Source organism: Micromonospora inyonensis (assembly GCF_900091415.1).
Lineage (GTDB): Bacteria > Actinomycetota > Actinomycetes > Mycobacteriales > Micromonosporaceae > Micromonospora > Micromonospora inyonensis.
This window is the reverse complement of the sequence record NZ_FMHU01000001.1, coordinates 487,077-509,413: the sequence shown is the minus strand read 5'-3', so window position 1 is coordinate 509,413 and position 22,337 is coordinate 487,077. Positions and strand designations below refer to the sequence as shown.

15 protein-coding genes and 2 pseudogenes are annotated in these 22,337 nt (G+C 73.2%); 8 read left to right on the top strand and 9 right to left on the bottom strand.

The window, feature by feature from the left end; all coding sequences use genetic code 11:
- Nucleotides 1-160 precede the first annotated feature (160 nt).
- The 3 genes from GA0074694_RS02045 to GA0074694_RS02035 all read left to right on the top strand — a co-directional run bounded on the left by GA0074694_RS02045 (nt 161) and on the right by GA0074694_RS02035 (nt 3,553).
- Nucleotides 161-1,036 carry a bifunctional methylenetetrahydrofolate dehydrogenase/methenyltetrahydrofolate cyclohydrolase gene (locus GA0074694_RS02045; RefSeq protein ID WP_091451558.1) on the top strand — a complete coding sequence of 292 codons (876 nt, stop codon included), beginning with the start codon at nt 161-163 and terminating at the stop codon, nt 1,034-1,036.
- A gap of 80 nt (nt 1,037-1,116) precedes the next feature.
- Nucleotides 1,117-2,067 carry a malate dehydrogenase gene (gene mdh, locus GA0074694_RS02040; RefSeq protein WP_091451554.1) on the top strand — a complete coding sequence of 317 codons (951 nt, stop codon included), beginning with the start codon at nt 1,117-1,119 and terminating at the stop codon, nt 2,065-2,067.
- 268 nt (nt 2,068-2,335) lie between these two features.
- Nucleotides 2,336-3,553, top strand: a complete 1,218-nt coding sequence (locus tag GA0074694_RS02035) for an NADP-dependent isocitrate dehydrogenase (protein WP_091451550.1) — start codon at nt 2,336-2,338, stop codon at nt 3,551-3,553.
- 364 nt (nt 3,554-3,917) lie between these two features.
- On the opposite strand, the gene galT is transcribed toward GA0074694_RS02035, so the two are convergent.
- The 4 genes and pseudogenes from galT to GA0074694_RS02015 form a co-directional block, all read right to left on the bottom strand.
- Nucleotides 3,918-4,991, bottom strand: a complete 1,074-nt coding sequence (galT, locus tag GA0074694_RS02030; RefSeq protein ID WP_091451547.1) for a galactose-1-phosphate uridylyltransferase — start codon at nt 4,989-4,991, stop codon at nt 3,918-3,920.
- Nucleotides 4,988-5,800, bottom strand: coding sequence for a DeoR/GlpR family DNA-binding transcription regulator (locus GA0074694_RS02025; protein WP_091451543.1), 813 nt, complete (start codon nt 5,798-5,800; stop codon nt 4,988-4,990). The genes galT and GA0074694_RS02025 overlap by 4 nt, the downstream gene beginning before the upstream one ends.
- Nucleotides 5,801-6,047: 247 nt before the next feature.
- Nucleotides 6,048-7,577 (bottom strand): adenylyl-sulfate kinase, encoded by a 1,530-nt coding sequence (gene cysC, locus GA0074694_RS02020; protein ID WP_091451540.1) that lies wholly within the window; start codon nt 7,575-7,577, stop codon nt 6,048-6,050.
- A gap of 86 nt (nt 7,578-7,663) precedes the next feature.
- Nucleotides 7,664-8,238, bottom strand: a pseudogene (locus GA0074694_RS02015) (DM13 domain-containing protein).
- 154 nt (nt 8,239-8,392) lie between these two features.
- Between GA0074694_RS02015 and GA0074694_RS02010 the strand changes: the two are divergent.
- The 4 genes from GA0074694_RS02010 (at nt 8,393) to GA0074694_RS01995 (ending at nt 11,872) form a co-directional block, all read left to right on the top strand.
- The gene (locus tag GA0074694_RS02010) at nt 8,393-9,307 is read left to right on the top strand and encodes an ABC transporter ATP-binding protein (RefSeq protein WP_091451537.1); all 915 of its coding nucleotides are present in this window, start codon (nt 8,393-8,395) and stop codon (nt 9,305-9,307) included.
- Entirely contained in the window at nt 9,300-10,187 is an 888-nt protein-coding gene (locus tag GA0074694_RS02005) for an ABC transporter permease (RefSeq protein ID WP_091451534.1), read from the top strand. The genes GA0074694_RS02010 and GA0074694_RS02005 overlap by 8 nt, the downstream gene beginning before the upstream one ends.
- On the top strand, nt 10,184-11,095 hold the full coding sequence (locus tag GA0074694_RS02000; protein WP_091451530.1) for an ABC transporter ATP-binding protein: 912 nt from the start codon (nt 10,184-10,186) through the stop codon (nt 11,093-11,095). Before GA0074694_RS02005 ends, GA0074694_RS02000 begins: the two co-directional genes overlap by 4 nt.
- Before the next feature lie 66 nt (nt 11,096-11,161).
- The gene (locus tag GA0074694_RS01995) at nt 11,162-11,872 is read left to right on the top strand and encodes an ABC transporter permease (protein ID WP_091451527.1); all 711 of its coding nucleotides are present in this window, start codon (nt 11,162-11,164) and stop codon (nt 11,870-11,872) included.
- Nucleotides 11,873-11,986: 114 nt separating this feature from the next.
- On the opposite strand, the gene valS is transcribed toward GA0074694_RS01995, so the two are convergent.
- Entirely contained in the window at nt 11,987-14,551 is a 2,565-nt protein-coding gene (gene valS, locus GA0074694_RS01990) for a valine--tRNA ligase (protein ID WP_091451524.1), read from the bottom strand.
- A 543-nt stretch (nt 14,552-15,094) separates the two neighbouring features.
- Here valS and GA0074694_RS01980 point away from each other — a divergent pair.
- Nucleotides 15,095-16,207 carry a hypothetical protein gene (locus GA0074694_RS01980; RefSeq protein ID WP_091451517.1) on the top strand — a complete coding sequence of 371 codons (1,113 nt, stop codon included), beginning with the start codon at nt 15,095-15,097 and terminating at the stop codon, nt 16,205-16,207.
- A 55-nt stretch (nt 16,208-16,262) separates the two neighbouring features.
- On the opposite strand, the gene GA0074694_RS01975 is transcribed toward GA0074694_RS01980, so the two are convergent.
- The 4 genes and pseudogenes from GA0074694_RS01975 to GA0074694_RS01960 all read right to left on the bottom strand — a co-directional run bounded on the left by GA0074694_RS01975 (nt 16,263) and on the right by GA0074694_RS01960 (nt 22,237).
- Nucleotides 16,263-18,161 carry an ABC transporter ATP-binding protein gene (locus tag GA0074694_RS01975; protein ID WP_091458516.1) on the bottom strand — a complete coding sequence of 633 codons (1,899 nt, stop codon included), beginning with the start codon at nt 18,159-18,161 and terminating at the stop codon, nt 16,263-16,265.
- 275 nt (nt 18,162-18,436) lie between these two features.
- Nucleotides 18,437-20,155: pseudogene (locus GA0074694_RS01970) on the bottom strand (ABC transporter ATP-binding protein); the annotation flags it as partial.
- Nucleotides 20,156-20,234: 79 nt separating this feature from the next.
- Complete coding sequence (locus tag GA0074694_RS01965) at nt 20,235-20,756, bottom strand: methylated-DNA--[protein]-cysteine S-methyltransferase (RefSeq protein WP_091451509.1); 522 nt, start codon at nt 20,754-20,756, stop codon at nt 20,235-20,237.
- A complete protein-coding gene (locus tag GA0074694_RS01960) occupies nt 20,753-22,237 on the bottom strand; it encodes a DNA-3-methyladenine glycosylase 2 family protein (RefSeq protein ID WP_091451505.1) in 1,485 nt (494 codons plus the stop codon). The genes GA0074694_RS01965 and GA0074694_RS01960 overlap by 4 nt, the downstream gene beginning before the upstream one ends.
- Between the last annotated feature and the right edge of the window lie 100 nt (nt 22,238-22,337).

Below are 22,337 nucleotides of genomic sequence, written 5' to 3'. Positions count from 1 at the left end.
ACCGGCGGGGGCGCGTTCCTCGGGTGCCTGCAGGGGTCCCCTGCTACCGGATTCTGTGTAGCAGGGGATCCCTGCAACCAGCCGACCCCCACACCCCGCACGGGAGGGGTAGGGCGCGGGTCGGCGGAACGGCGGGGGCCGGTCGTGAGACGATCGGGGCGTGACGGCGACGATCCTGGACGGCAAGGCGACCGCAGCGGAGATCAAGGACGAGCTGCGGGTACGGGTCAAGGCACTGGCGGAGCGGGGTGTCATCCCGGGACTGGGCACGGTCCTGGTCGGCGCGGACCCGGGCTCCCAGGCGTACGTCAACGGCAAGCACCGCGACTGCGCGGAGGTGGGCATCGCCTCGATCCGGCGCGAGCTGCCGGCCGACGCCACCCAGGAGCAGGTGGACGCGGTGCTCGCCGAGTTGAACGCGGATCCGGCCTGCCACGGCTACATCGTCCAGTTGCCGTTGCCGGCCCACCTCGACACCCAGCGCGCGCTGGAGATGATCGACCCGGCCAAGGACGCCGACGGCCTGCACCCGGTCAACCTCGGTCGGCTGGTGCTCGGCTACGACGGGCCGCTGCCCTGCACCCCGCGCGGCATCGTGGAGCTGCTGCGGCGACACGACGTGCCGCTGCGCGGGGCGAACGTCGCCGTGGTCGGCCGGGGCAACACGGTCGGCCGTCCGCTGGGCCTGCTGCTCACCCGCCGCAGCGAGAACGCCACCGTGACGCTCTGCCACACCGGCACCCTCGACCTGGCCGCGCACACCCGGGCCGCGGACATCGTGATCGTGGCCGCCGGGGTGCCGGGCCTGCTCACCGCCGACATGGTCCGGCCCGGTGCGGTGGTGGTCGACGTCGGCATCACCCGGGTGATCGGCGCGGACGGCAAGGGTCGCTACACCGGTGACGTCGACCCCGAGGTCGCCAGCACGGCCGGTGCCCTGGTCCCGATGCCCGGCGGGGTGGGGCCGATGACCCGGGCGATGCTGCTGACGAACGTGGTCGAGCGGGCCGAGCGGGAGACGGCGATCACGTCATAACCGTCCGACCCTGGCCTGTTCGGTGCCACGATGACTGATACGGTCCGGGAAACCGACTGGTAGCAGGGAGTGGGACGACCATGGGTAAGAAGGTCACTGTCGTCGGGGCCGGCTTCTACGGCTCCACCACCGCGCAGCGTCTGGCCGAGTACGACATCTTCGACACCGTCGTGATCACCGACATCGTCGAGGGGAAGCCCGCCGGGCTCGCCCTCGACCTCAACCAGTCGCGGGCGATCGAGGGCTTCGAGACCAAGATCATCGGTGCCACCACCGGCCCGAACGGCGAGGGCTACGAGGCGATCGAGGGTTCGGACGTCGTCGTGGTCACCGCCGGTCTGCCCCGTAAGCCGGGCATGAGCCGGATGGACCTGCTGGAGACGAACGCCAAGATCGTCCGCCAGGTCTCCGAGAACGTCGCCCGCTTCGCCCCGAACGCCGTGTTCATCGTCGTCTCCAACCCGCTCGACGAGATGACCGCGCTGGCCCAGATCGCCACCGGGTTCCCCAAGAACCGGGTGCTCGGCCAGGCCGGCATGCTCGACACCGCCCGGTTCAGCAACTTCGTCGCCGAGGCGCTCGGCGTACCGGTGAAGTCGGTGAAGACCCTCACCCTCGGCTCGCACGGCGACACCATGGTCCCGGTCCCGTCGCGCAGCAGCGTCGACGGCAAGCCGCTGCGCGACGTGCTGCCGGCCGAGCAGATCGAGGAGCTGGTGGTCAAGACCCGTAACGGTGGGGCCGAGGTGGTCGCCCTGCTCAAGACCGGTTCGGCCTACTACGCCCCGTCGGCCGCCGCCGCCCGGATGGCCAAGGCGGTCGCCGAGGACTCCGGCGAGGTCATGCCGGTCTGCGCCTGGGTCGACGGCGAGTTCGGCATCTCCGGCGTCTACCTCGGCGTCGAGGCGGAGCTGGGCGCCGAGGGCGTGAAGCGGGTCGTCACCACCGAGCTGGACGACGACGAGCTGGCCAGCCTGAAGGAGGCCGCCGAGGCGGTCCGGGCCAAGCAGGCCGACGTCGCCAACATGTGACGTCCGACGCGGCCGTCCGGGTCCGGGACGCACCGACCGACCGTCGGCGAGTCCCGACCCGGGGCCGTGACCCGGCCGCCGCCGTTCCCGGTGCCCCGGTCGACGCGCTGATCCTCCGGGCACCGTCGCCAGCCGACCGTCGACCACCGCGGCGGGCCGGAGGATCGTTGCGCGTGCGGCGGAGTGGAGGGCCAGCTGCGAGGGACCGGGCAAGTTCCAGTACGCTCGTACTGCTTGAGCATGTGTCCCCCGAGAGGAGCGCCGGCCGATGGCGAAGATCAAGGTAAACAACCCGGTCGTGGAGCTCGACGGCGACGAGATGACCCGGATCATCTGGAAGCAGATCCGGGAGCAGCTGATCCTGCCCTACCTCGACGTCGACCTGCACTACTACGACCTTTCGATCCAGTACCGCGACGAGACCGACGACCAGGTCACCGTCGACGCCGCCAACGCCATCAAGGAGCACGGCGTCGGTGTCAAGTGCGCCACCATCACCCCCGACGAGGCCCGCGTCGAGGAGTTCGGCCTGAAGAAGATGTGGCGTTCGCCGAACGGCACCATCCGGAACATCCTCGGTGGCGTCGTCTTCCGCGAGCCGATCATCATGTCCAACGTGCCGCGGCTGGTGCCGGGCTGGACCAAGCCGATCATCATCGGCCGGCACGCCCACGGTGACCAGTACAAGGCCACCGACTTCGTCGTCCCCGGTCCGGGCACGGTGACCATCACCTACACCCCGACCGACGGCGGTGCCCCGGTCGAGATGGAGGTCGCCAACTTCACCGGCGGCGGCGTCGCGATGGGCATGTACAACTTCGACGAGTCGATCCGGGACTTCGCCCGCGCCTCGATGCGCTACGGCCTCGACCGCGGGTACCCGGTCTACCTGTCGACCAAGAACACCATCCTCAAGGCGTACGACGGCCGGTTCAAGGACATCTTCGCCGAGGTCTTCGAGAACGAGTTCAAGGCCGAGTTCGACGCCGCCGGCATCACCTACGAGCACCGGCTGATCGACGACATGGTCGCCGCCGCGCTGAAGTGGGAGGGTGGCTTCGTCTGGGCCTGCAAGAACTACGACGGTGACGTGCAGTCCGACACCGTGGCCCAGGGCTTCGGCTCGCTCGGCCTGATGACCTCGGTCCTGATGACCCCGGACGGCCGGACCGTCGAGGCGGAGGCCGCGCACGGCACCGTCACCCGGCACTACCGGCAGTGGCAGAAGGGCGAGAAGACCTCGACCAACCCGATCGCGTCGATCTTCGCCTGGACCCGGGGCCTGGCGCACCGGGGCAAGCTGGACGGCACGCCCGCGGTCACCGAGTTCGCCAACACCCTCGAGCAGGTCTGCATCGACACCGTCGAGGGCGGCCAGATGACCAAGGACCTCGCGCTGCTCATCTCGCGCGACGCTCCGTGGCTGACCACCGACGAGTTCATGAACGCCCTGGACGAGAACCTGGCGCGCCGCCTGGGCGCCTGATCGTTCCCGCCCGTCCCGGAGCCCGCCGGTCCAGCCGGCGGGCTCCGTGCGTCGACCCGGTCGGTGGGGCCGTCGTCCCACCGGCGCCACGTGGCGGCAGCCCGCGCGGTGCCGCCGCGTCACCGGACGGGGCGTCCGGTCGTTGACAGGGTGGACGTGATGCCAGTCGCGTCCAGGAAGGTTGACCACGGTCGCATGCGGCACGTGAGCGCCGATCAGCCAGCCTTCCCGGCTGTCGCGTACAGCCAGCCGTCCCTTCCCAGCGGGGGGCCCTGTCCCGGGCCCCCCGCGCCCTGTCCCGGCGTCTTCCGGTGGACCGCACGGCCCGGCAGCCGTGCCGCGGCACGGGCCGGCGAGCGGTGTCTCAAACCTCGCGCAGCAACTGCGCGGCACGCTCCGGGGCGACGTCGCTGATGAACACGCCCATCCCCGACTCCGTTCCGGCGAGGTACTTCAGCTTGTCCGCCGCCCGGCGGATGCTGAACAGCTGTAGGTGCAGGTGGGCCAGTTCGCGGTCGACGCGGACCGGGGCCTGGTGCCAGGCCGCGACGTACGGCATCGGCATGTCGAACAGCCCGTCGAAGCGGCGCAGCACGTCCAGGTAGAGCGGACCGAAGGCGTCCCGCTCCGCGTCGTCGAGCGCCGGGATGTCCGGCACCGGTCGGTGCGGGGCCAGGTGCACCTCGAACGGCCAGCGTGCCGCCGCCGGTACGTACGCCGTCCAGTGCTCGTTCGTCGCCACCACCCGTTCCCCGGCGGTCCGCTCGGCGGCGAGCACGTCGGCGTAGAGGTTGCCGCCGGTGCGCTCGGCGTGCCGGCGCGCGGCGGCCAGCATCGTCCGGGTCCGGGGCGTGACGAACGGGAACGCGTAGACCTGGCCGTGCGGGTGGTGCAGGGTCACCCCGATCTCCACGCCCCGGTTCTCGAAGCAGAAGACCTGCTCGACTCCGGGCAGCTCGGCGAGGGCGGCGGTCCGGTCGGCGAGCGCGTCGAGGACGGTCCGCACCCGGCCGGGGGGCAGGTCGACGAAGGCGGCGTGGTGGTCGTCGGTGAAGCAGACCACCTCGCAGCGGCCCAACCCCGGCCGGATCTCGGTGAACGGGGTGACGCCCGGCGGCTCGTCGGCGATCCGCTGGCTGAGCGCGGGGAAGCGGTTCTCGAAGACCACCACGTCGTACCCGGAGGCGGGGATCTCGCTGTGCCGGTCGCCCCGGGAGGGGCAGAGGGGGCACTGGTCGGCCGGGGGGAGGAAGGTCCGGGCCTGCCGGTGCACGGCGACCGCCACCCACTCGTCCAGCAGCGGGTCGTAGCGCAGCTGTGACGCGGGTGGGGGAGGGGGAAGCTCCCGGCGGTCGGGCTCGTCCCGGACGACGTCGTCCCGCTCGTCGAAGTAGATCAGCTCGCGGCCGTCGGCCAGCCTGGTGACCGTACGCTTCATGCCGGTGTCCCTTCTGCCGCCGCGCGGCCGTCCGTCGACCGTTCCACGACGATCAGTTCCGCCACCTGTTCGGACAGCACCCGGCGGCCCTCCTCGGGCAGCCGGTCGTCGACCACCACCACGTCCGCGCAGCCCAGCTCGCCGATCGAGCAGAGGCCGACCAGTCCCCACTTGGTGTGGTCGGCGAGCACCACCAGTCGGTCGGCGGAGGCCATCAGCGCCTGGTTGGTCTCCGCCTCCATCAGGTTCGGCGTGGTGAAGCCGGCCCGCTCGCTGATCCCGTGCACCCCGAGGAAGAGCACGTCCAGGTGCAGCGAGCGGATCGCCGCCACCGCCAGTGGCCCGACCAGCGCATCCGAGGGGGTCCGTACACCGCCGGTGAGGATCACCGCCTGGTCCGACCGTCCGGCGGTGTGGAAGACCTCCGCCACCGGCAACGAGTTGGTCACCACGGTCAGTCCCGGCACGTCCACCAGGCGCCGCGCCAGCGCGGCGGTGGTCGTACCGGCGGAGAGGGCCACGGCCGCGCCGGGGCGGACCAGCCGCGCGGCGTGCGCGGCGATCAGTGCCTTCTCGGCCGGCTGCCGCACCGACTTGGCGTCGAAGCCGGGTTCGTCGGCTGCCGACGGGTCGGCCACCGTCGCCCCGCCGTGCACCTTGGCCAGCAGTCCCTGGGCGGCCAGCGCGTCCAGGTCGCGACGGATGGTCATGTCGGAGACGCCGAACTCGGCGGCCAGCTCGCTGACCCGTACCCCGCCGGTCGCCCGGACCCGCTCCAGGATGGCCGCTTGTCGCTGCCGCGCCAGCATCTCCGACCTCCGCTTCCCGTGCGGTCGCTTCCGTTCGTGCGCTTCCCCGCCGTCGACGTTCTCGAACGTGTTCCAACAAATATGAACATTAGCGCGACGAGGGCAGGGTACGGAAGCCGAGCCGGCCGGGGCGATACGGGGCCGGGGCCGGCCGGGCCGGGTCGAAACGGGGCGGGTCGGGCCGGGTCGAAACGCGGCGGTGCCGGGCGGGCCGGGTCGAAACGCGGCGGGGCGGGGCCGGGCGGGGTCAGGCCGGCAACAGGCGGGGTTCGATCCACCCGGTCTCGGTCAGCAGGTGCAGCACCCGCTGCACCGCCTCCTCGATCGAGATGTCCGAGGTGTCCACCACCAGGTCCGCGTCGGTCGGCGTCTCGTACGGGTCGTCGACACCGGTCATCCCGGTGAGCAGCCCGGCCCGGGCCCGGGCGTAGAGGCCCTTGCGGTCCCGCTGCTCGCAGACCGCCAGTGGAGTGGCGACGTGGACCAGCACGAAACCCGCACCGGCCGCCGCCGCCATCTCCCGGGCGGTCGCCCGCGCCTGGGCGTACGGGGCGATCGGGCAGCAGATCGCCACCCCCCGGTGCCGGGCGATCTCGGCGGCGACCCAGCCGATGCGCCGCACGTTGAGGTCCCGGTCCGCCCGGCTGAACGTCAGGCCGGCGGAGAGTTCCCGCCGCACCACGTCCCCGTCGAGCAGGGTGATCGTCCGGTCCCCGGCCTCCCGCAGCGCGTCGGCCAGCCCGCTGGCGATCGTCGACTTGCCCGAGCCGGAGAGCCCGGTCAGGAAGACCACCAGACCCCGGTGCCGCAGCGGCGGCCGGGCCCGGGTCAGTTCCTTCGCCACCGCCGGTGGGGTGTGCCACTCCGGCAGCGGGAAGCCCCGGTCCAGGTGGTCGTCGATCTCCTCCTGGGTGAGCGCCAGCCGCCGGTTGCGCGGTGGGATGTCGTCCCGCCAGCGCCACTGTCCGTCCCGGTTGTCGTAGGCCAGCTCCCGGGGCACCAGTACCCGCAGTCCGGCCCCGGAGAGCGTCTCCTCGGTGGAGAGCAGGTGGGTCACCCCGTAGGCGGCGGAGACCCGGGCGCGCAGCAGCGCGTCGCTGATCTCGTCCCGCCGACGGGCCAGCGGCACCGTGATCAGGGTCGCCGGGGGCATCCGGTCCCGGGCGGCGAAGACCGCGCGGACCAGGGCCTCGGGCGGCAGACCCCCGGTAGCCTCCTCGCCCACCGGGATCATCACCAGCAGGTGCGCGCCGAGCGTACGGGTCGCGTGCGCGATCTGGGCGAGCTGCGGCCGGTGCAGCGGCCGGTCGGCGATCACCCCGAGCACCCGCCCGGGAGGCAGCAGCGCCCGGACCTCCTCCGGGGTACGTCGCAGCCGCTGGAACGGGGCGTGGCCGCCGTCACCGAGCCGGTGGACGGGGCCCCCCAGCCCGGCGGTGCCGTCCCGGCCGGACCAGACGTCCTGCACGTCGAGCGCGGCGAGTGGAGCGCCCTCGCCGTCGGTGAGCACCAGCACCCGGCCCGCCGGATCGTCCGACCGCAACCCCTCGGCCACCGCCGTCGGCACCTGGAGGGTCACCGGCACCGGCCAGGGCGTCCCGTCGGCGAGCCGGCCCCGACGACTGAGCGAGGTCAGATCGGCCCGCGTCATGAAGCCGGTCAGTGGCGCGTACGCCCCGCTGAGCAGCAGTTCCAGGTCGGCGAGTTCACCTGGACGCGGTGTGAACACCGGCGCGTCCCGGAGCACGTCGTCGGGCAGCACCCAGCCGTTGCTCATCACACCCCCCACTCGCTGACCGGCACACAGTTTCTCAGCCCACCGGCGATCGGTCGAGAGCGCCACCCACCATCGTGGCCCACGGATCAGCGCACGGCCTCCAGCGGAGCCGCCCCGAAGGAGACCGCGAACCGCTTGCACCAGACAGAGACGCTGGTCAGTCCGGTGAGGTCGGTGCCGGCGGGGATCCGGTACGCCTGGTCGCCCCGGTTTCCCTTCAACCGACCGAGTTCCACCCAGCGGCCGTCGTCGAAGACCCGCCAGGCCGCCACACCGGTGCGGACCGGTCGATCGGTCAGCCACACCCGCAGGTCCGGTCCGTTCGAGGTGTCCAGGCCGACCAGTTCCAGGCGGTACGCCCATCCGGGAACCGGACGATCCGGGCCCGGCCCGAGGTCTCGTGCTCGTGGGTGACGAAGCTTCCCTGACGTACCACGACGGGACCGGCCGGTGCCGCCGACGGTGACCCGCCCGGCGTGCCCGCGCCCGGCGTGCCCGACGGTACGGGCGTGGTGGTCGGCACCGTGGCCAGGTTCTCCCGGACCTCGGTGTCGGTGACCAGCTTCCACGGCTGGAACCAGAACAGGCCCAGCGTCGCGCCCGCGGCGAGGACGGTGACGGCGACCCAGGCCGCCGGAGTACGCCACAGGCGGAGGAACATGGGTGGGATTCTGCCCGAGCCGCCGCTGTGCCCACCACCGGCGCCCGCCGGTGCGTCCGGAGGAACCACCGGCCGTCCCCTAGTGGACGATGCCGCCGAGATCAGGGGCGCGCCGGGTGTCCCGGAGGTGCGTCGCCTCCCTAGGCTGGGCGACGTGACACTGCTCGCGACCGAGTCGCTGACCAAGACCTACGGCGGACGGGTCACGGCGCTGGCCGACCTGACCGTCGCGGTCGAACCGGGAATCGTCGGGCTGGTCGGTGCCAACGGCGCCGGCAAGTCCACCCTCATCAAGATCCTGCTTGGCCTGCTCGCCCCGACCAGCGGCCGGGTCCGGGTGCTTGGTCTCGACCCGACCACCGACCCGGCCGGCGTCCGGGCCCGGGTCGGTTACATGCCCGAACACGACTGCCTCCCGCCCGACCTCTCCGCCGCCGAGTTCGTCACCCACCTCGGCCGGATCAGCGGGCTGCCCCGCACCGTGGCCCGGGAGCGGGCCTCCGAGGCGCTGCGTCACGTCGGCCTCTACGAGGAGCGGTACCGGCCGGTCGGCGGCTACTCCACCGGCATGAAACAGCGGGTCAAGCTGGCCCAGGCGCTGGTACACGACCCGGACCTGCTCCTGCTCGACGAGCCGACCAACGGCCTCGACCCGGCCGGTCGGGACGCGATGCTCAACCTCGTCCACCGCATCGGCACCGAGTTCGGCATCTCCGTGGTGGTCTGCTCGCACCTGCTCGGCGAGGTCGAGCGGATCTGCGACACCCTGGTCGCCATCGACGGCGGGCGGCTGCTGCGCGCCGACCGGATCTCCGCGATGACCTCCGCGACCGACATCCTCGCCGTCGAGGTCAGCGAGGGTACGGAGCAACTCGCCACCCGCCTCGCCGCGCTCGACCTCCCGGTGGGGCGGGACGGCCGGATGCTGCTCGTCCCGCTCGCCGACGAGGGGACCTACGACCTGATCCTCGGCGCGGTCGCCGAGCTGGACCTGCCGCTGCACCGGCTCGACCAGCGCCGGCACCGGGTGGCCGAACTCTTCGCACCGAGGGAGTCGATCAATGCCTGAGCCGACCGGGGTCATCCACGACATCGGCTACCAGCGCTACACCGGCCCCCGCCTCGGCCGCCGGGAGGTCTTCGGCGCGCTCTACGGGCACGGTCTGCGGACCGCGTTCGGCCTCGGCCGCAGCGCCAAGGCCAAGATCTTCCCCTGGCTGATCGTGGCGATCGTCGTCGTGGTCGCCGCCGGGGCGACCGCGGTACGTACCCAGATCGGCGAGGTCGTGCTGACGTACGCCCAGTTCGCCGACGCGATGAGCTGGCTGGTGATCTTCTTCGTCGCGGTGGTCGCGCCCGAGCTGGTCTCCCGGGACCTGCGCAGCGGCGTGCTCCCGCTCTACTTCTCCCGGCCGCTGCCCCGCTCCGACTACCCACTGGCCAAGCTCGCCGCCCTGGTGACCGCGCTCTGGCTGCTGCTCGGCGCACCGCAACTGCTGATGTTCATCGGGGCCGCGTTCACCACCGGCAAGGGCTGGCGGGGTGCCTGGGACGAACTGCTCGACCTGCTGCCCGGGCTGCTCTACGCCGGGCTGTGGGCGGTGGTCTTCGCCTCGGTCGGGCTGCTGGTCGCCTCGCTCACCGGCAAGCGGGCGTTCGCCGCCGGTGGCGTGGTCGCGGTGTTCCTGATGACGACTCCGATCGTCGGCACGCTCCAGGTGATGCCGTCGAACACGGTCAACGAGCTGGCCTTCCTGGCGTCCCCGTCCACCCTGGTGCAGGCGATCGGCGGCTGGGCCCTCGGTGACCTGCTCTCCTCGCCCGGCGGCGGCTCGACGGACCTCCCGATCGGCGGATTCGGCCCGCTCTACGCCGTGGCCGCCGTGGTCCTGGTGGCCGCCTCCGTCGCGCTGCTGCTCGTCCGTTACCGGAAGGTCGCCTCCGCATGAGTGAAATGACCCTGGCCGGCGTCTCCCGCTGGTACGGCAACGTGGTGGCGGTCAACGACGTCACCATGTCCCTCGGCCCGGGGGTGACCGGCCTGCTCGGTCCGAACGGGGCCGGCAAGACCACCCTGCTGCACATGATGGCCGGGTTCCTGTCCCCGTCCCGGGGCACGGTCACCCTCGACGGCACGCCCACCTGGCGCAACCCGGACGTGTACCGGCGGCTCGGTCTGGTCAGCGAGCGCGAGGCGGTGCAGACCTTCCTCACCGCGTACGAGTTCGTCCTGGCCAGTGCCAAGCTGCACAAGCTGCCCGACCCGGAGGCGGCGGCCCGGCGGGCGATCGGCCTGGTCGAGATGGAGAGCGCGCAGGGGCGCCGGATCGGCACCTACTCCAAGGGCATGCGGCAACGCACCCGGGTGGCCGCCGCGCTGGTGCACGACCCGCAGGTGCTCCTGCTCGACGAGCCCTTCAACGGCATGGACCCGCGCCAGCGGCTGCACATGATGCAACTGCTGCACAGCCTCGGCGACGCCGGCCGGACCATCCTGTTCAGCTCGCACATCCTGGAGGAGGTCGAGCAGGTCTCCGGCACCGTCCAGGTGATGGTGGCCGGGCGGCTGGCCGCCTCCGGCGACTTCCGCACGATCCGCCGGCTGATGACGAACCGGCCGCACGTCTTCGCGGTCCAGTCCACCGACGACCGGGCGCTGGCCGTGGCGCTGATGGGCGAGCCGTCGGTCAACGGGGTCGAACTGGACCGTTCCGGGTTGACCGTACGGGCGGGCGACTACGGGGCGTTCACCCGCGCGTTGCCCCGGATCGCGCTCGACCGGGGCATCCGGGTGCGGCGACTGCTGCCCGAGGACGAGTCCCTGGAGAGCGTCTTCTCCTACCTGGTGGAGGCATGACTGTGCGGGCGAGGAATGAACGAGCGCAGCGAGTGAGTCCCGCAGTCACGCACGGAAGAGGCTGACATGTCGACCGTCACCTGGATCACCGCCCGGGGCCTCTTCGGCCGCCGCCGGTTCCTGATGCTCATCCCGCTGCCGTTGATCGTGGTGGGGCTGGCGGTGCTCTCCCGGGCGCTCGGGGTCGACCCCGGCCAGTGGGGGCCGCCGGTGCTGGTCGGGCTGGGCCTGGCCGTGGTGCTGCCGGTGGTCGCCCTGATCGTCGGCACCGGCGTGCTCGGTGCCGAGATCGACGACGGCACCGTGGTGCACATCCTGACCAAGCCGCTGCCCCGCTGGCAGATCGTGCTGCCGAAACTCGGGGTGGCGGCCGTGGTCACCGCGGTCTCCTGCGCCGTGCCGCTCTACGTCGCGGGCGTGCTCGCCCACTCGGTCCGCTTCGGCCTGGCGCTGGCGCTCGCGTCGGCGGTCGGCGCGCTGGCGTACTCGGCCCTGTTCGTGGCGCTCAGCCTGGTCACCCGGCGACCGGTGCTGCTCGGTCTGGTCTACGTGCTGATCTGGGAGGGGCTGCTCGGCAACTTCGTCAGCGGCACCAAGGTGCTCTCCATCCAGCAGTACGTGATCGCGCTCGCCGACCGGATCGCCCCCACCGCACTGCTCTCCACCACGGTGTCCGTGCCGGTGTCGGCGGTGATGACCACGCTGGCCGTCCTCGGCTTCACCGCCCTGGCGGTCCGCCGTCTCCGATCCTTCAGCGTCGCCGGCGAGACCAGCTGAGGTGGTGGCAGGGGACCCCTCCTCCTCATCAGGTGGTAGCAGGGGTCCCCTGCTCATCAAAATGCGGTAACAGGGGTCCCCTGCTACCACCAAACACGCACCGCCACCACCACGTCAGAACGCGCAGGCGATGACGAGTTCGGTGGTGCGATCGGGGACCGGGTCCAGGGTGGTGATCCGGCCGGCGGCACGCAGGTCGTCGGCGACCAGGGCGAGCTGGTCGAGCACGGCGGCCGGGGCGAGCGCCTCGGCCAACGGCACCGGTGTCCGCATCGAGAGCTTCCGCTCCGACTTGGCCCGCCGCACCTGGCTCAACGCGTCCCCGGCCAGCCGCAGCAGCGCCGGGTCACCGGTGCCCCGGACGGCCCCCTGGACCTCGTGCGTGGTGGGCCAGGGCGCCCGGTGCACCGAGCCGTACCGCCACCACGACCAGACCTCCTCGGTCACGTACGGCAGCACCGGCGCGAAGAGGCGCAACTGCGCCGACAGCGCGGTGGCGAGCGCCGCGCGGGCCGAGTCCGCCCCGGGCCCGGTGCCGTAGGCGCGTTCCTTCACCAGTTCGATGTAGTCGTCGCAGAACCGCCAGAAGAACGCCTCGGTCGCCTGGAGGGCGGCCGTGTGGTCGTACCCGTCGAAGGCGGTGGTCGCCGTCGCGACCACGCCGGAGAGTTCGGCGAGCATGGCGGTGTCCAGCGGTTCCGTCGCCGGGGCGCGCAACGCGTCGGCGGCGCCCAGCCCGAGGGCGAACTTCGACGCGTTGAGCAGCTTGGTGGCCAGCCGCCGTCCGATGCGGATCTGCGCCGGGTCGAAGGCCAGGTCCATGCCGGGCTTGCCGCTGGCAGCCCAGTACCGGACGGCGTCCGAGCCGTGCTCGGTCAGCAGCGCCATCGGGGTCACCACGTTCCCCTTGGACTTGGACATCTTCTTCCGGTCCGGGTCGAGGATCCAGCCGGAGAGGACCGCGTCCCGCCAGGGCAGCACCCCGTGTTCGGCGTGCGCGCGGACCACCGTGGAGAAGAGCCAGGTACGGATGATCTCCTGCCCCTGCGGGCGCAGGTCCATCGGGAAGACCCGGGCGAACAGGTCCGGGTCGGTCTCCCAGCCGCCGACGATCTGCGGGGTCAGCGACGAGGTGGCCCAAGTGTCCAGTACGTCCGGGTCTCCGACGAAGCCGCCCGGTCGATTGCGGTGCGACTCGTCGAAGCCGGGAGCCGGCTCGCTGGACGGGTCGACCGGGAGCGTGGACTCGTCCGGTGTGAGAGGCTGGGACCAGACCGGCTCGCCAGCGTCGTCGAGCCGGTACCACACCGGCACCGGCACGCCGAAGAACCGCTGCCGACTGACCAGCCAGTCGCCGGTCAGGCCGCCCACCCAGTGCTCGTAGCGGTGGCGCATGTGTGCCGGCACCCAGTTCAACTCCGCGCCCCGGGCCAGCAGGTCCGCGCGGAGTTCCGCGTCCCGGCCGCCGTTGCGCAGGTACCACTGCCGGGTGGAGACGATCTCCAGCGGCCGGTCGCCCCGCTCGTAGAACTTCACCGGGTGGGTGATCGGACGTGCCTCGCCGACCAGGTCACCCGCCTCGGTCAGCAGGTCCACCACCGCCCGGCGGGCACCGTTGACGGTCTGCCCGGCCAACGCCGCGTAGGGCCCGGCCGGCACCCCGTCCGGCGGCTCCGGCAGCAGCCGCCCGTCCCGGCCGACCACCACCCGGGTGTCCAGGTCCAGGTCCCGCCACCAGGTCACGTCGGTCAGGTCGCCGAAGGTGCAGACCATGGCGACGCCGGTGCCCTTGGCCGGGTCCGCCAGCGGGTGCGCGCGCACCGGCACCTCGACCCCGAAGACCGGGGTACGCACCGAGCCGCCGACCAGGTCGGCGTAGCGCTCGTCGTCCGGATGGCAGACCAGCGCCACACAGGCCGGCAGCAACTCCGGCCGGGTGGTGTCGATCAGCACCTCCCGCCCGCCGGGGGCGTGGAACCGCAGCCGGTGGTACGCGCCCGGCCGCTCCCGGTCCTCCAGCTCCGCCTGGGCCACGGCGGTGGCGAAGCCGACGTCCCAGAGGGTCGGGGCCTCCGCCTGGTACGCCTCCCCGCGTGCCAGGTTGCGCAGGAACGCCCGCTGCGAGGTGGCCCGCGCCGCCCGCCCGATCGTGGTGTACGTCAGCGACCAGTCCACCGACAGCCCGAGCCGCCGCCACAGCGCCTCGAAGACCTGCTCGTCGATGGCGGTCAGCGTCTCGCACAGTTCCACGAAGTTGCGCCGGGAGATCGGTGTCGGGTCCCTGCGGGCCGCGTCGTCCACCGGGGCGTCCGGCGGCGTCCAGTCCGGGTCGTACGGCAGCGACGGGTCGCAGCGCACCCCGTACACGTTCTGCACCCGGCGCTCGGTCGGCAGGCCGTTGTCGTCCCAGCCCATCGGGTAGAAGACCGCCTTGCCGCGCATCCGCTGGAAGCGGGCCACCGTGTCGGTGTGCGTGTACGAGAAGACGTGTCCCATGTGCAGCTCGCCGGATACGGTCGGCGGCGGGGTGTCGATCGCGTATACGTCCGCCCGCTCCTTCGAGCGGTCGAACGCGTACGTGCCCTCCTCCTGCCAGCGGCGCGCCCAGGTCTCCTCGATGCCGTCCAGGGTCGGACGCTCGGGGACTCCGGCGCGCGCCGTCCTCGCCGTATCAGTCATCGGTCGATCGTAGAACCGGCCGCCGCCGCGGCGCTCCGCGTTATCGGTCCGGCCCCGCCGGCAGCCGGCTCCGGAAGTCGGACAGGCCGGCGGGGAACGGGGACGCGGCCACTGTGACAGCATCGGCGTTCCGAACGCGGGGGAGGCGTGCCATGGGCGACGGTTCGAGCATCCGACCAACAGGTCCGCCGACGACCCGCCGGGTCCCGGGTGGCATGGAAACACTGGTAGCGGCGGTCGCGGCGGCTGCCGTCGGGGCGGTCTTCGTGGCCGCGCTCCCGTCCCTGGTGGTGTCGACCGGCTTCACCGACCTGGTCCCGGCCGCGCCGGTCCGGGTCGGTGTGCTGGGCCCGGACGCGCTCGCGCTCGCCGCGGCGGTGACCCTGGCGCTGTACCGGGTGTCCGGATGGCTGGTCGCCGTCGCCGGGCTGCTGCTGGCCACCGTCGCCGACCGGGCCGCGGACGCGGCGCTGCTGGTCCCGGTGGGCGCGCCCGCGCCGGGGCAGCTGGTGGCGCACCTCGGCGCGGCGGTCGGCGGGGGGGTTGGCGCTCGGCGGGGTGCTGCTCGCGGTCGGCCAGGCCGCCCGTCCGGCACGCGCGCCGGTGGCCGTCGGGCTCGCCGTCGGCCTGGCCTGCCAACCGGCGTACGCGGCTGTGGTCCGGTCCGCCGTGGCGGAGCGCGGTCCGATCCCGTCGTTCCCGGTGCAGCTCTGGCTGGCCCTCGGGGTCACCGTGGTCGCCGCGCTGCTCGCGTACCGGCGGCGGGGTGCCGCACCGCGGCCCGTGCCCTCGCCGCTGCGCTGGACGCCGGTGATCGTGGTCGTCCTCGCCGGCCTCCTCGTGCTCGGCGGTCTCCTGGTGCGCTCGTGGATGGTCCGGGCGTTCCGGGTCAGTCCGGACGGCCTCGCCGGGCCGCGCCGGGAGCAGGCCGTGGAGACGCTCGCCAACCACTCGACCGTCGCCATCGCGGTGGTGGCGGGGCTGGTCCTGCTCTGGTACGCCCACCGCGCGGTCGGCCTGGTCGGGGCGCGCTGGGTGGTGCTCGGCTTCGCGGCGGCCCCGGTGAGCCTGGTGGCCTGGGCGCTCGACCTCGCCACCTCGCCCCGACGGGTGCTGCTGGTGGCGGTGACGGGCCTCGTCGCGGTGTCGGCCGGTGCGCTGCTCGCGCGGCACGCGGCGCGGGTCCTGCCGTGGGACGCCCTCGGCGTCGCCCTGGCGGCCGTCGCGCTTCCCCTGGCCGCCCCGGCGGTACGCGCCGAACTTCCCTCCGCGCTCACCGTCGGGCCGGTGCTCGCCGCCCTCGGGCTGGGCCTGGCTCTCGGGTTCGGGCTGACCTTCCCGGCCACCCGCGACCCCGACGAGGAGGACGGCAGCGGGGCCGTCGACCCCGGCATTGAACGGGGGTGGCTCCCGGCGGCGCTGGTGCTCGGCTTCGTCGCCTGGACGCTCACCGCCCAGGCGTTGTCACCGGTCGCGGTCCGGGCGCAGTTCCAGAACGTCCGGTCGGAGCCCACGTTCACGCTGCCGGTGCTCGTCGGCACCGCCGCCCTGCTGCTGGCGCTCCTCTTCGCCTTCGGCCGGGTGGTCGACCGCCTCCGGGACCTGGACACCCCGACCCGACCGGGCACCCCGACCGCACCTGGCATCCCCGGCTGATCCGCTCCCGGTCCCGGGAGCGGAGACCGGACCGGGGCGGTCGGGCCCGGGCGGCTCAGGCCAGGGAGTCGCGCCACTGCCGGTGCAGGGCGGCGTACCGGCCACCGTCGCTGACCAGGTCGGCGGGCGTGCCGTCCTCGACGATCCGGCCGCCGTCGAGCACCAGAACCCGGTCGGCGATCCGTACCGTGGAGAGCCGGTGCGCGATCACCAGCGCGGTCCGGTCGCGCAGGATGGTGCCGAGCGCGTGCTGCACCACCCGTTCGGTGGGCGCGTCCAGGCACGAGGTCGCCTCGTCGAGGATCAGCACCCTCGGGTCGGCCAGGAACGCCCGGGCGAACGCGACGAGCTGCCGTTGCCCGGCGGAGAGCCGCCCACCGCGCCGGTGCACCTCGGTGGCGTACCCGTCGGGGAGCGCGGCGATGAAGTCGTGCGCCCCGACCGCCCGCGCGGCCGCCCGCACCGCCGCGTCGTCCGCGTCCGGTCGGCCGAACCGGATGTTCTCCGCCACCGTGCCGCTGAACAGGTGGTTCTCCTGGGTGACCAGCACCACCGTCCGGCGCAGGTCGGCGTCGGACGTGTCGCGCAGGTCCACCCCGTCCAGGCTGACCGTACCGGCGTCCGGATCGTGGAACCGGGCGAGCAGCTTCGCCACCGTGGACTTGCCCGCCCCGGTCGCCCCCACCAGGGCGACGGTCTGTCCGGCCGGCACCTCCAGGTCGAGGTCGGTGAGGACCGGTGTCCCCGTCCGGTAGCCGAAGCTCACCGAACGGAACCGCACCGCGCCCCGGACCCCGCCGGCCGGCAGCGGTTCCGGGCGGGTCGGCTCCGCGACTTCGGGCCGCTCGTCGAGCACCCCGGCGAGCTTCTCCAGCCCCGCCGTGGCGGACTGCAACGCGTTGTAGAACTGGCTCAGCTCCTGCATGGGCTCGAAGAAGCGGCGCAGGTAGAGCAGGAACGCGGCGAGTACGCCGAGGTCGAGCCGGCCGCCGAGTACCCGCCACCCGCCGTAGGTCAGCACCCCGGCCACGGTGACGTTGCCGACCAGCTTGATGCCCGGCGAGTACACCGCGATCAACTGGAACGCGTGCACGCTGGAGCGCCGGTAGTCGTCGTTCACCGCCTCGAAGATGCGCTGGTTGCGGGCCTCCCGCCGGTACGCCTGCACGGCCCGGATCCCGCGCAGCGACTCCACCAGGTGGATGATCACCAGCGCCGCCGCCTCCCGGGTGCGCCGGTACGCGGCGGTCGACGCCCGCGCGAACCAGCGGGACAGCCAGAACAGCAGCGGGAAGGCGAGCAGGGTCACCGCAGCCAGCGGCGGATCCAGCCAGAGCAGTACGCCGGCCACCGAGAGGATCGACAGCACGGCGAGTACGAGGTTGTCCACACCTCCGTCGAGCAGCTCCGCGATCGAGTCCAGGTCGCTGGTGAGCCGGGAGACCATCCGTCCCGAGGTGTACCGCTCGTGGAAGGCCACGGGCAGGCGCAGGAAGTGCCCGTACACCCGCTGGCGCAGGTCGAGCAGGACGGCCTGGCCGATCCGCGCGGAGAGGGTGAGGAAGCCGCGCTTGCTCGCGTACTCGACGACGGCGGCCACCCCGAAGGCCGCCGCGACGGTCACCAGCGGTCCCGGATCGTCGGCGCGCAGCGGCCCGATCGCATGGTCGATGCCGTACATCACCAGGAACGGTCCGGCCAGTCCGGCGGCGTTCTGCGCCAGCAGCAGCGAGACGGCCAGCGCGAGCCGGCCCCGGTGCGGCCGCAGCAGGTCTCCCAGGAGGGCCCGGCTGCGGGCCCGCAGCCGCGCGACCGCCTCCGGACCGTCCTCCTCGGCCCGGCTCCAGTCGGCGTCCGGATCGGTGCCGCGCCCCCGCCAACGTCCCAGGTCCACCGGATCCGCTCCGTCGGACCGCGCTGCTGCGGCCGGCTGTTCCGTACCGGCTGCGGTGATGTGCGCTGCTGCGGCCGGCTGTTCCGTTCCGGTGGTGCGGTCCGTTCCGGTCGGCTGCTCCGTCCGCACGGGTTCCGGGGCCGTCACGGGGAGACCGCCCGGTCCACCGGCTCCGCCCCGGCCGCGAGCCCGACCAACCCGCCGCCCGCCACCACGATCGGCCGCTCCTCCACCGTCGTCGTTCGCGCGGTCGTCGGTCCGTCCGGCGGGACGGCTGTCGTCCGGGCCACCGCCGTCGGTCCCTGCGCCGCGACCGTCGCCTGCGTCGCTGTCGTCGGCTCCGGACAGAGCAGCGCACGGTACGCCGGCTCGGTCGAGAGCAGTTCGGCGTGGGTGCCGACGGCGGTGATCCGCCCCCGGTCGAGCAGGGCCACCCGGTCGGCCAGGGCGACCGTCGAGGGGCGGTGCGCCACCAGCAGTGCCGTGGTGTCCCGCAGCACCCGGCGCAGCGCCTGCTCGACCAGCGCCTCGGTGTGTACGTCCAGCGCGGAGAGCGGGTCGTCCAGCACCAGCACGGCCGGGCGGCCGAGCACCGCCCGGGCCAGGGCGAGCCGCTGCCGCTGCCCACCGGAGAGGGAGAGCCCCTGTTCGCCGACCCGGGTGGACAGTCCCCACGGCAGGCCGTACGCGAAGTCGGCCTGTGCCAGCGCGAGCGCCGCGCGCACCTCGTCGGCGTCGGCGTCGGGATGGCCGAGGGTGAGGTTCTCCCAGACCGACATGCTGAACAGGGCCGGCTCCTCGAAGGCCACCCCGACCAACCGGCGTAGCGAGGCGAGTCGCAGGTCGCGCAGGTCGTGCCCGTCCAGGGTGATCCGTCCGGTCCCCACCTCGTGCAGCCGGGCGACGAGGGAGAGCAGCGTGCTCTTGCCCGAGCCGGTCGCGCCGACCAGGGCGAGCGTCTCGCCCGGTTCGACGGTCAACTCGACGTCCCGCAGCACCGGGGCTGCGCTGCCCGGGTAACCGAAGCCGACCCGCTCGAAGCGCAGCCGTCCGCGTACCTCGTTGCGGGCCGGCGTCACCGCGTACGGCCGGTCCGTGATCGCCGGTGGGGTGTCCAGCACCTCCTGGATCCGGTCGGCGGCGGTCGCCGCCTCCTGCCCGTTGGCGATGATCCAACCCAGCGAGTTGACCGGCCAGATCAGCATCAGTTGCAGGCTGACGAAGGCGACCAGCTCGCCGACCGTGAGGGTGCCCCGCGCGGCGGCGGCCACCCCGGTGACCAGCACCACGCCCAGGGTCAGGTTCGGCACCAGGTCGAACAGGGCCGAGGTGCGGGCCAGTAGCCGGCTCTTGCCGACGGCGGTGTCGTGCAGGGCCCGCGCACCGGCCCCGAACCGGGTGGCCAGCTCCGGGCCCCGGCCGAACGCGCGGGCCGTCCGGATCCCCTGGGCGGTCTCCTCGACCAGCGTCGCGACGTCGCCCTGCTGGTCACGCATCCGGCGGGCGGCGGCGTGGTACGCGCGGGCGAACCGGCGGCTGATCAGGACCAGCGGTACGGCGCTCGCCGCGACCAGGAGCCCGAGTGACGGGTGCAGCCGGAGCAGCAGCACCACCACGGCCAGGTAGGTGACCAGGTTGAGAATCAGGAAGAGCAGCCCGAAGGAGAGGAAGCGGCGGATCATCGACAGGTCGCCGGTGGCGCGCGCGATGAGCTGCCCGGACTGCCACCGGTCGTGGAAGCTCGCTGGCAGGCGTTGCAGGTGGGCGTAGAGGTCGGCCCGGATGGCCGCCTCCATGCCCACCGACGACGACGCCTGGGTCCACCGTCGGACGAAGATCAACACCGCCTCGACCAGGCCGAGCAGCAGGACAAGCGTGCCGAGCTGCACCAGCCCGGCCGGGTCGCGTCGGGCCAGCGGGCCGTCGACCACCCGCTGGACCAGTAGCGGCACGGCGAGGCCGGCTGCGGTGGCCGTCAGCCCGGCGACCAGCAGCCAGCAGAACTCGCTGACGTGCGGGCGCAGGTAGCTGCGCAGCCGCCACAGGTTGTGCATGCTCCCCCTGGTGGCGGGAACGCGGTCACCGTCCGCAGCCACTCCCCGACGGTATCGGTAAGCGTGACTTCCATGACGGTCAACTTGCCGTCAACCGCCGCTCGTGACCGAGAAGCCACTTTTTCACGTCCAGCCCCCATCGGTAGCCGCCGAGGCTCCCGTCGGTGCGCAACACCCGGTGGCAGGGGACGAAGAGGGCGGCGGCGTTGCGCGCGCAGGCCGCCGCCGCCGCGCGTACCGCCGCCGGGCGGCCGGCGAGCGCCGCGTACGTGGTGTACGTGACCGGGTCGCCGGGTTTGACGTCGCGCAGCACCTGCCAGGCGTGCGCCATGAAGACCCCGCCGGTGTGCTGCTCGACCGGCACCGTGTCGATCGCGGCGAGGTCCCCGTCGAGGTAGGCGGCCACGGCCACGGTCACCGCCCCCACTTCGGGCCGGCTGCGCAGGTCCCCGCGCAGGGTCGGGTGGACCAGGCCGAGTAGCCCGTCCGGGTCACCGGTGAACCCGGCGGCCCGGACCGCCCCGTCGGGCGTGACCAGGACACTGAACGGTCCGGCCGGGGTGTCCACCGTGCTGCTGTCGATCGTGCTCGTTCCGGTCATGCTGCTGCTCTCCAGAGTCGGACCACCGCGTACGAACGCCAGGGACGCCAGCGTTCGGCGTGCGCGTCGAGGGTCAACGGGTCGTCGGGAAGGCCGAGGGCGCGGGCGCCCCGGCGGACCGCGAGGTCGGTGGGAAGGAAGACGTCCGGGTCGCCGAGCCCCCGCATGGCGACGTAACCGGCGGTCCAGGGGCCGATCCCCGGCAACGCCAGCAGCTGCCGGCGGGTCTGGGACCACTCCCCGTCCAGGGACACTTCCCCGTCGGCCACCGACCGCGCGAGTGCCCGGATCGCCTCCCGCCGCCCCGTCGGCCCCCGGAACCCCTCGTCCGCAACCGCCGCCACCTCCCGTGCCCCCGGAAACCCGCGCAGCCCGTCCCGTCGGGGGTGCTCCCCGAGACCGGCATCCCGGCCGATTTCACGATCGACGGGAGGAACCTCGGGCGGGCAGTGGGTGAGGAGGAGGGAGAGGAGTGGGCGGGCACTGCGGAGTGAGATCTGCTGGGTGAGGATGGCGCGCACGGCCGCCTCGAAGGCGCCGTCCGGGGTGCGGGGGAGTCGGACGCCGGGCTCCGCCGCGACCGGTCCGGCCAGGGCCGGGTCCGCCGCCAGGGTGGCGTCGACCGCCACCGGATCGGCGTCCAGGTCCAGCAGGCGGCGGCACCGGGCCACCGCCGGGGCGAGGTCGCGCAGGTCGGCCAGGCGGAGCGTGGCCGAGACGTACCCGGCCGTCGGGGTCAGCGCCGCCTCGCCGGGACCGTGCGGGAGGGACAACCCCCGTTGGTACGTCCCGTCGTGCACCTCCTCGACGCCGGGGACCGCCCGTAGCGCCAGGAACTCCAGCAGGGACCCGACGTGCAGGGGCGGCCGGTACGCCAGCCGTACCGTGATGGTGCCCGCGCCCCCGGCCACCGGCCCCCGCCCCTGGGTGGCGCGCAACTCGGACGGGGCGAGTGCGAAGACCTCGCGTACCGTGTCGTTGAACTGCCGGACGCTGCCGAACCCGGCGGCGAAGGCGATCTCCGCCATGCCCAGTCCGGTGGTCTCGATCAGCACCCGGGCGGTCTGCGCGCGTTGCGCACGGGCCAGGGCCAGGGGGCCGGCACCCAGTTCGGCGCGGAGCATCCGGTGCAGGTGCCGTTCGGTGTAGCCGAGTCGCGCGGCCAGTCCGGGCACGCCGTCCCGGTCGACCACTCCGTCGGCGATCAGGCGCATCGCCCGCCCCACCACGTCGGCCCGGACGTCCCACTCCGGCGAGCCGGGCGCGGCGTCGGGCCGGCACCGGCGACAGGCACGCAGGCCGGCGCCCTGGGCGGCGGCGGCCGACGGGAAGAACCGGACGTTCTCCCGTTTCGGCGTCATTGCCGGGCAGGACGGTCGGCAGTAGATCCCGGTCGAGGTCACGCCGGTGTAGAACCAGCCGTCGAACCGCTGGTCACGACTGTCGACCGCCCGATAGCACCGCTCGAAATCCAGCTCCACGCCACCGATCCTGCCCCGCCGACCGGCCCGCCGGCTCGCGGAAAACGGACCTGGCCCACCTCACTTTGTTTGCCGGGGCACCTTGTTACCGCTTTCTGTC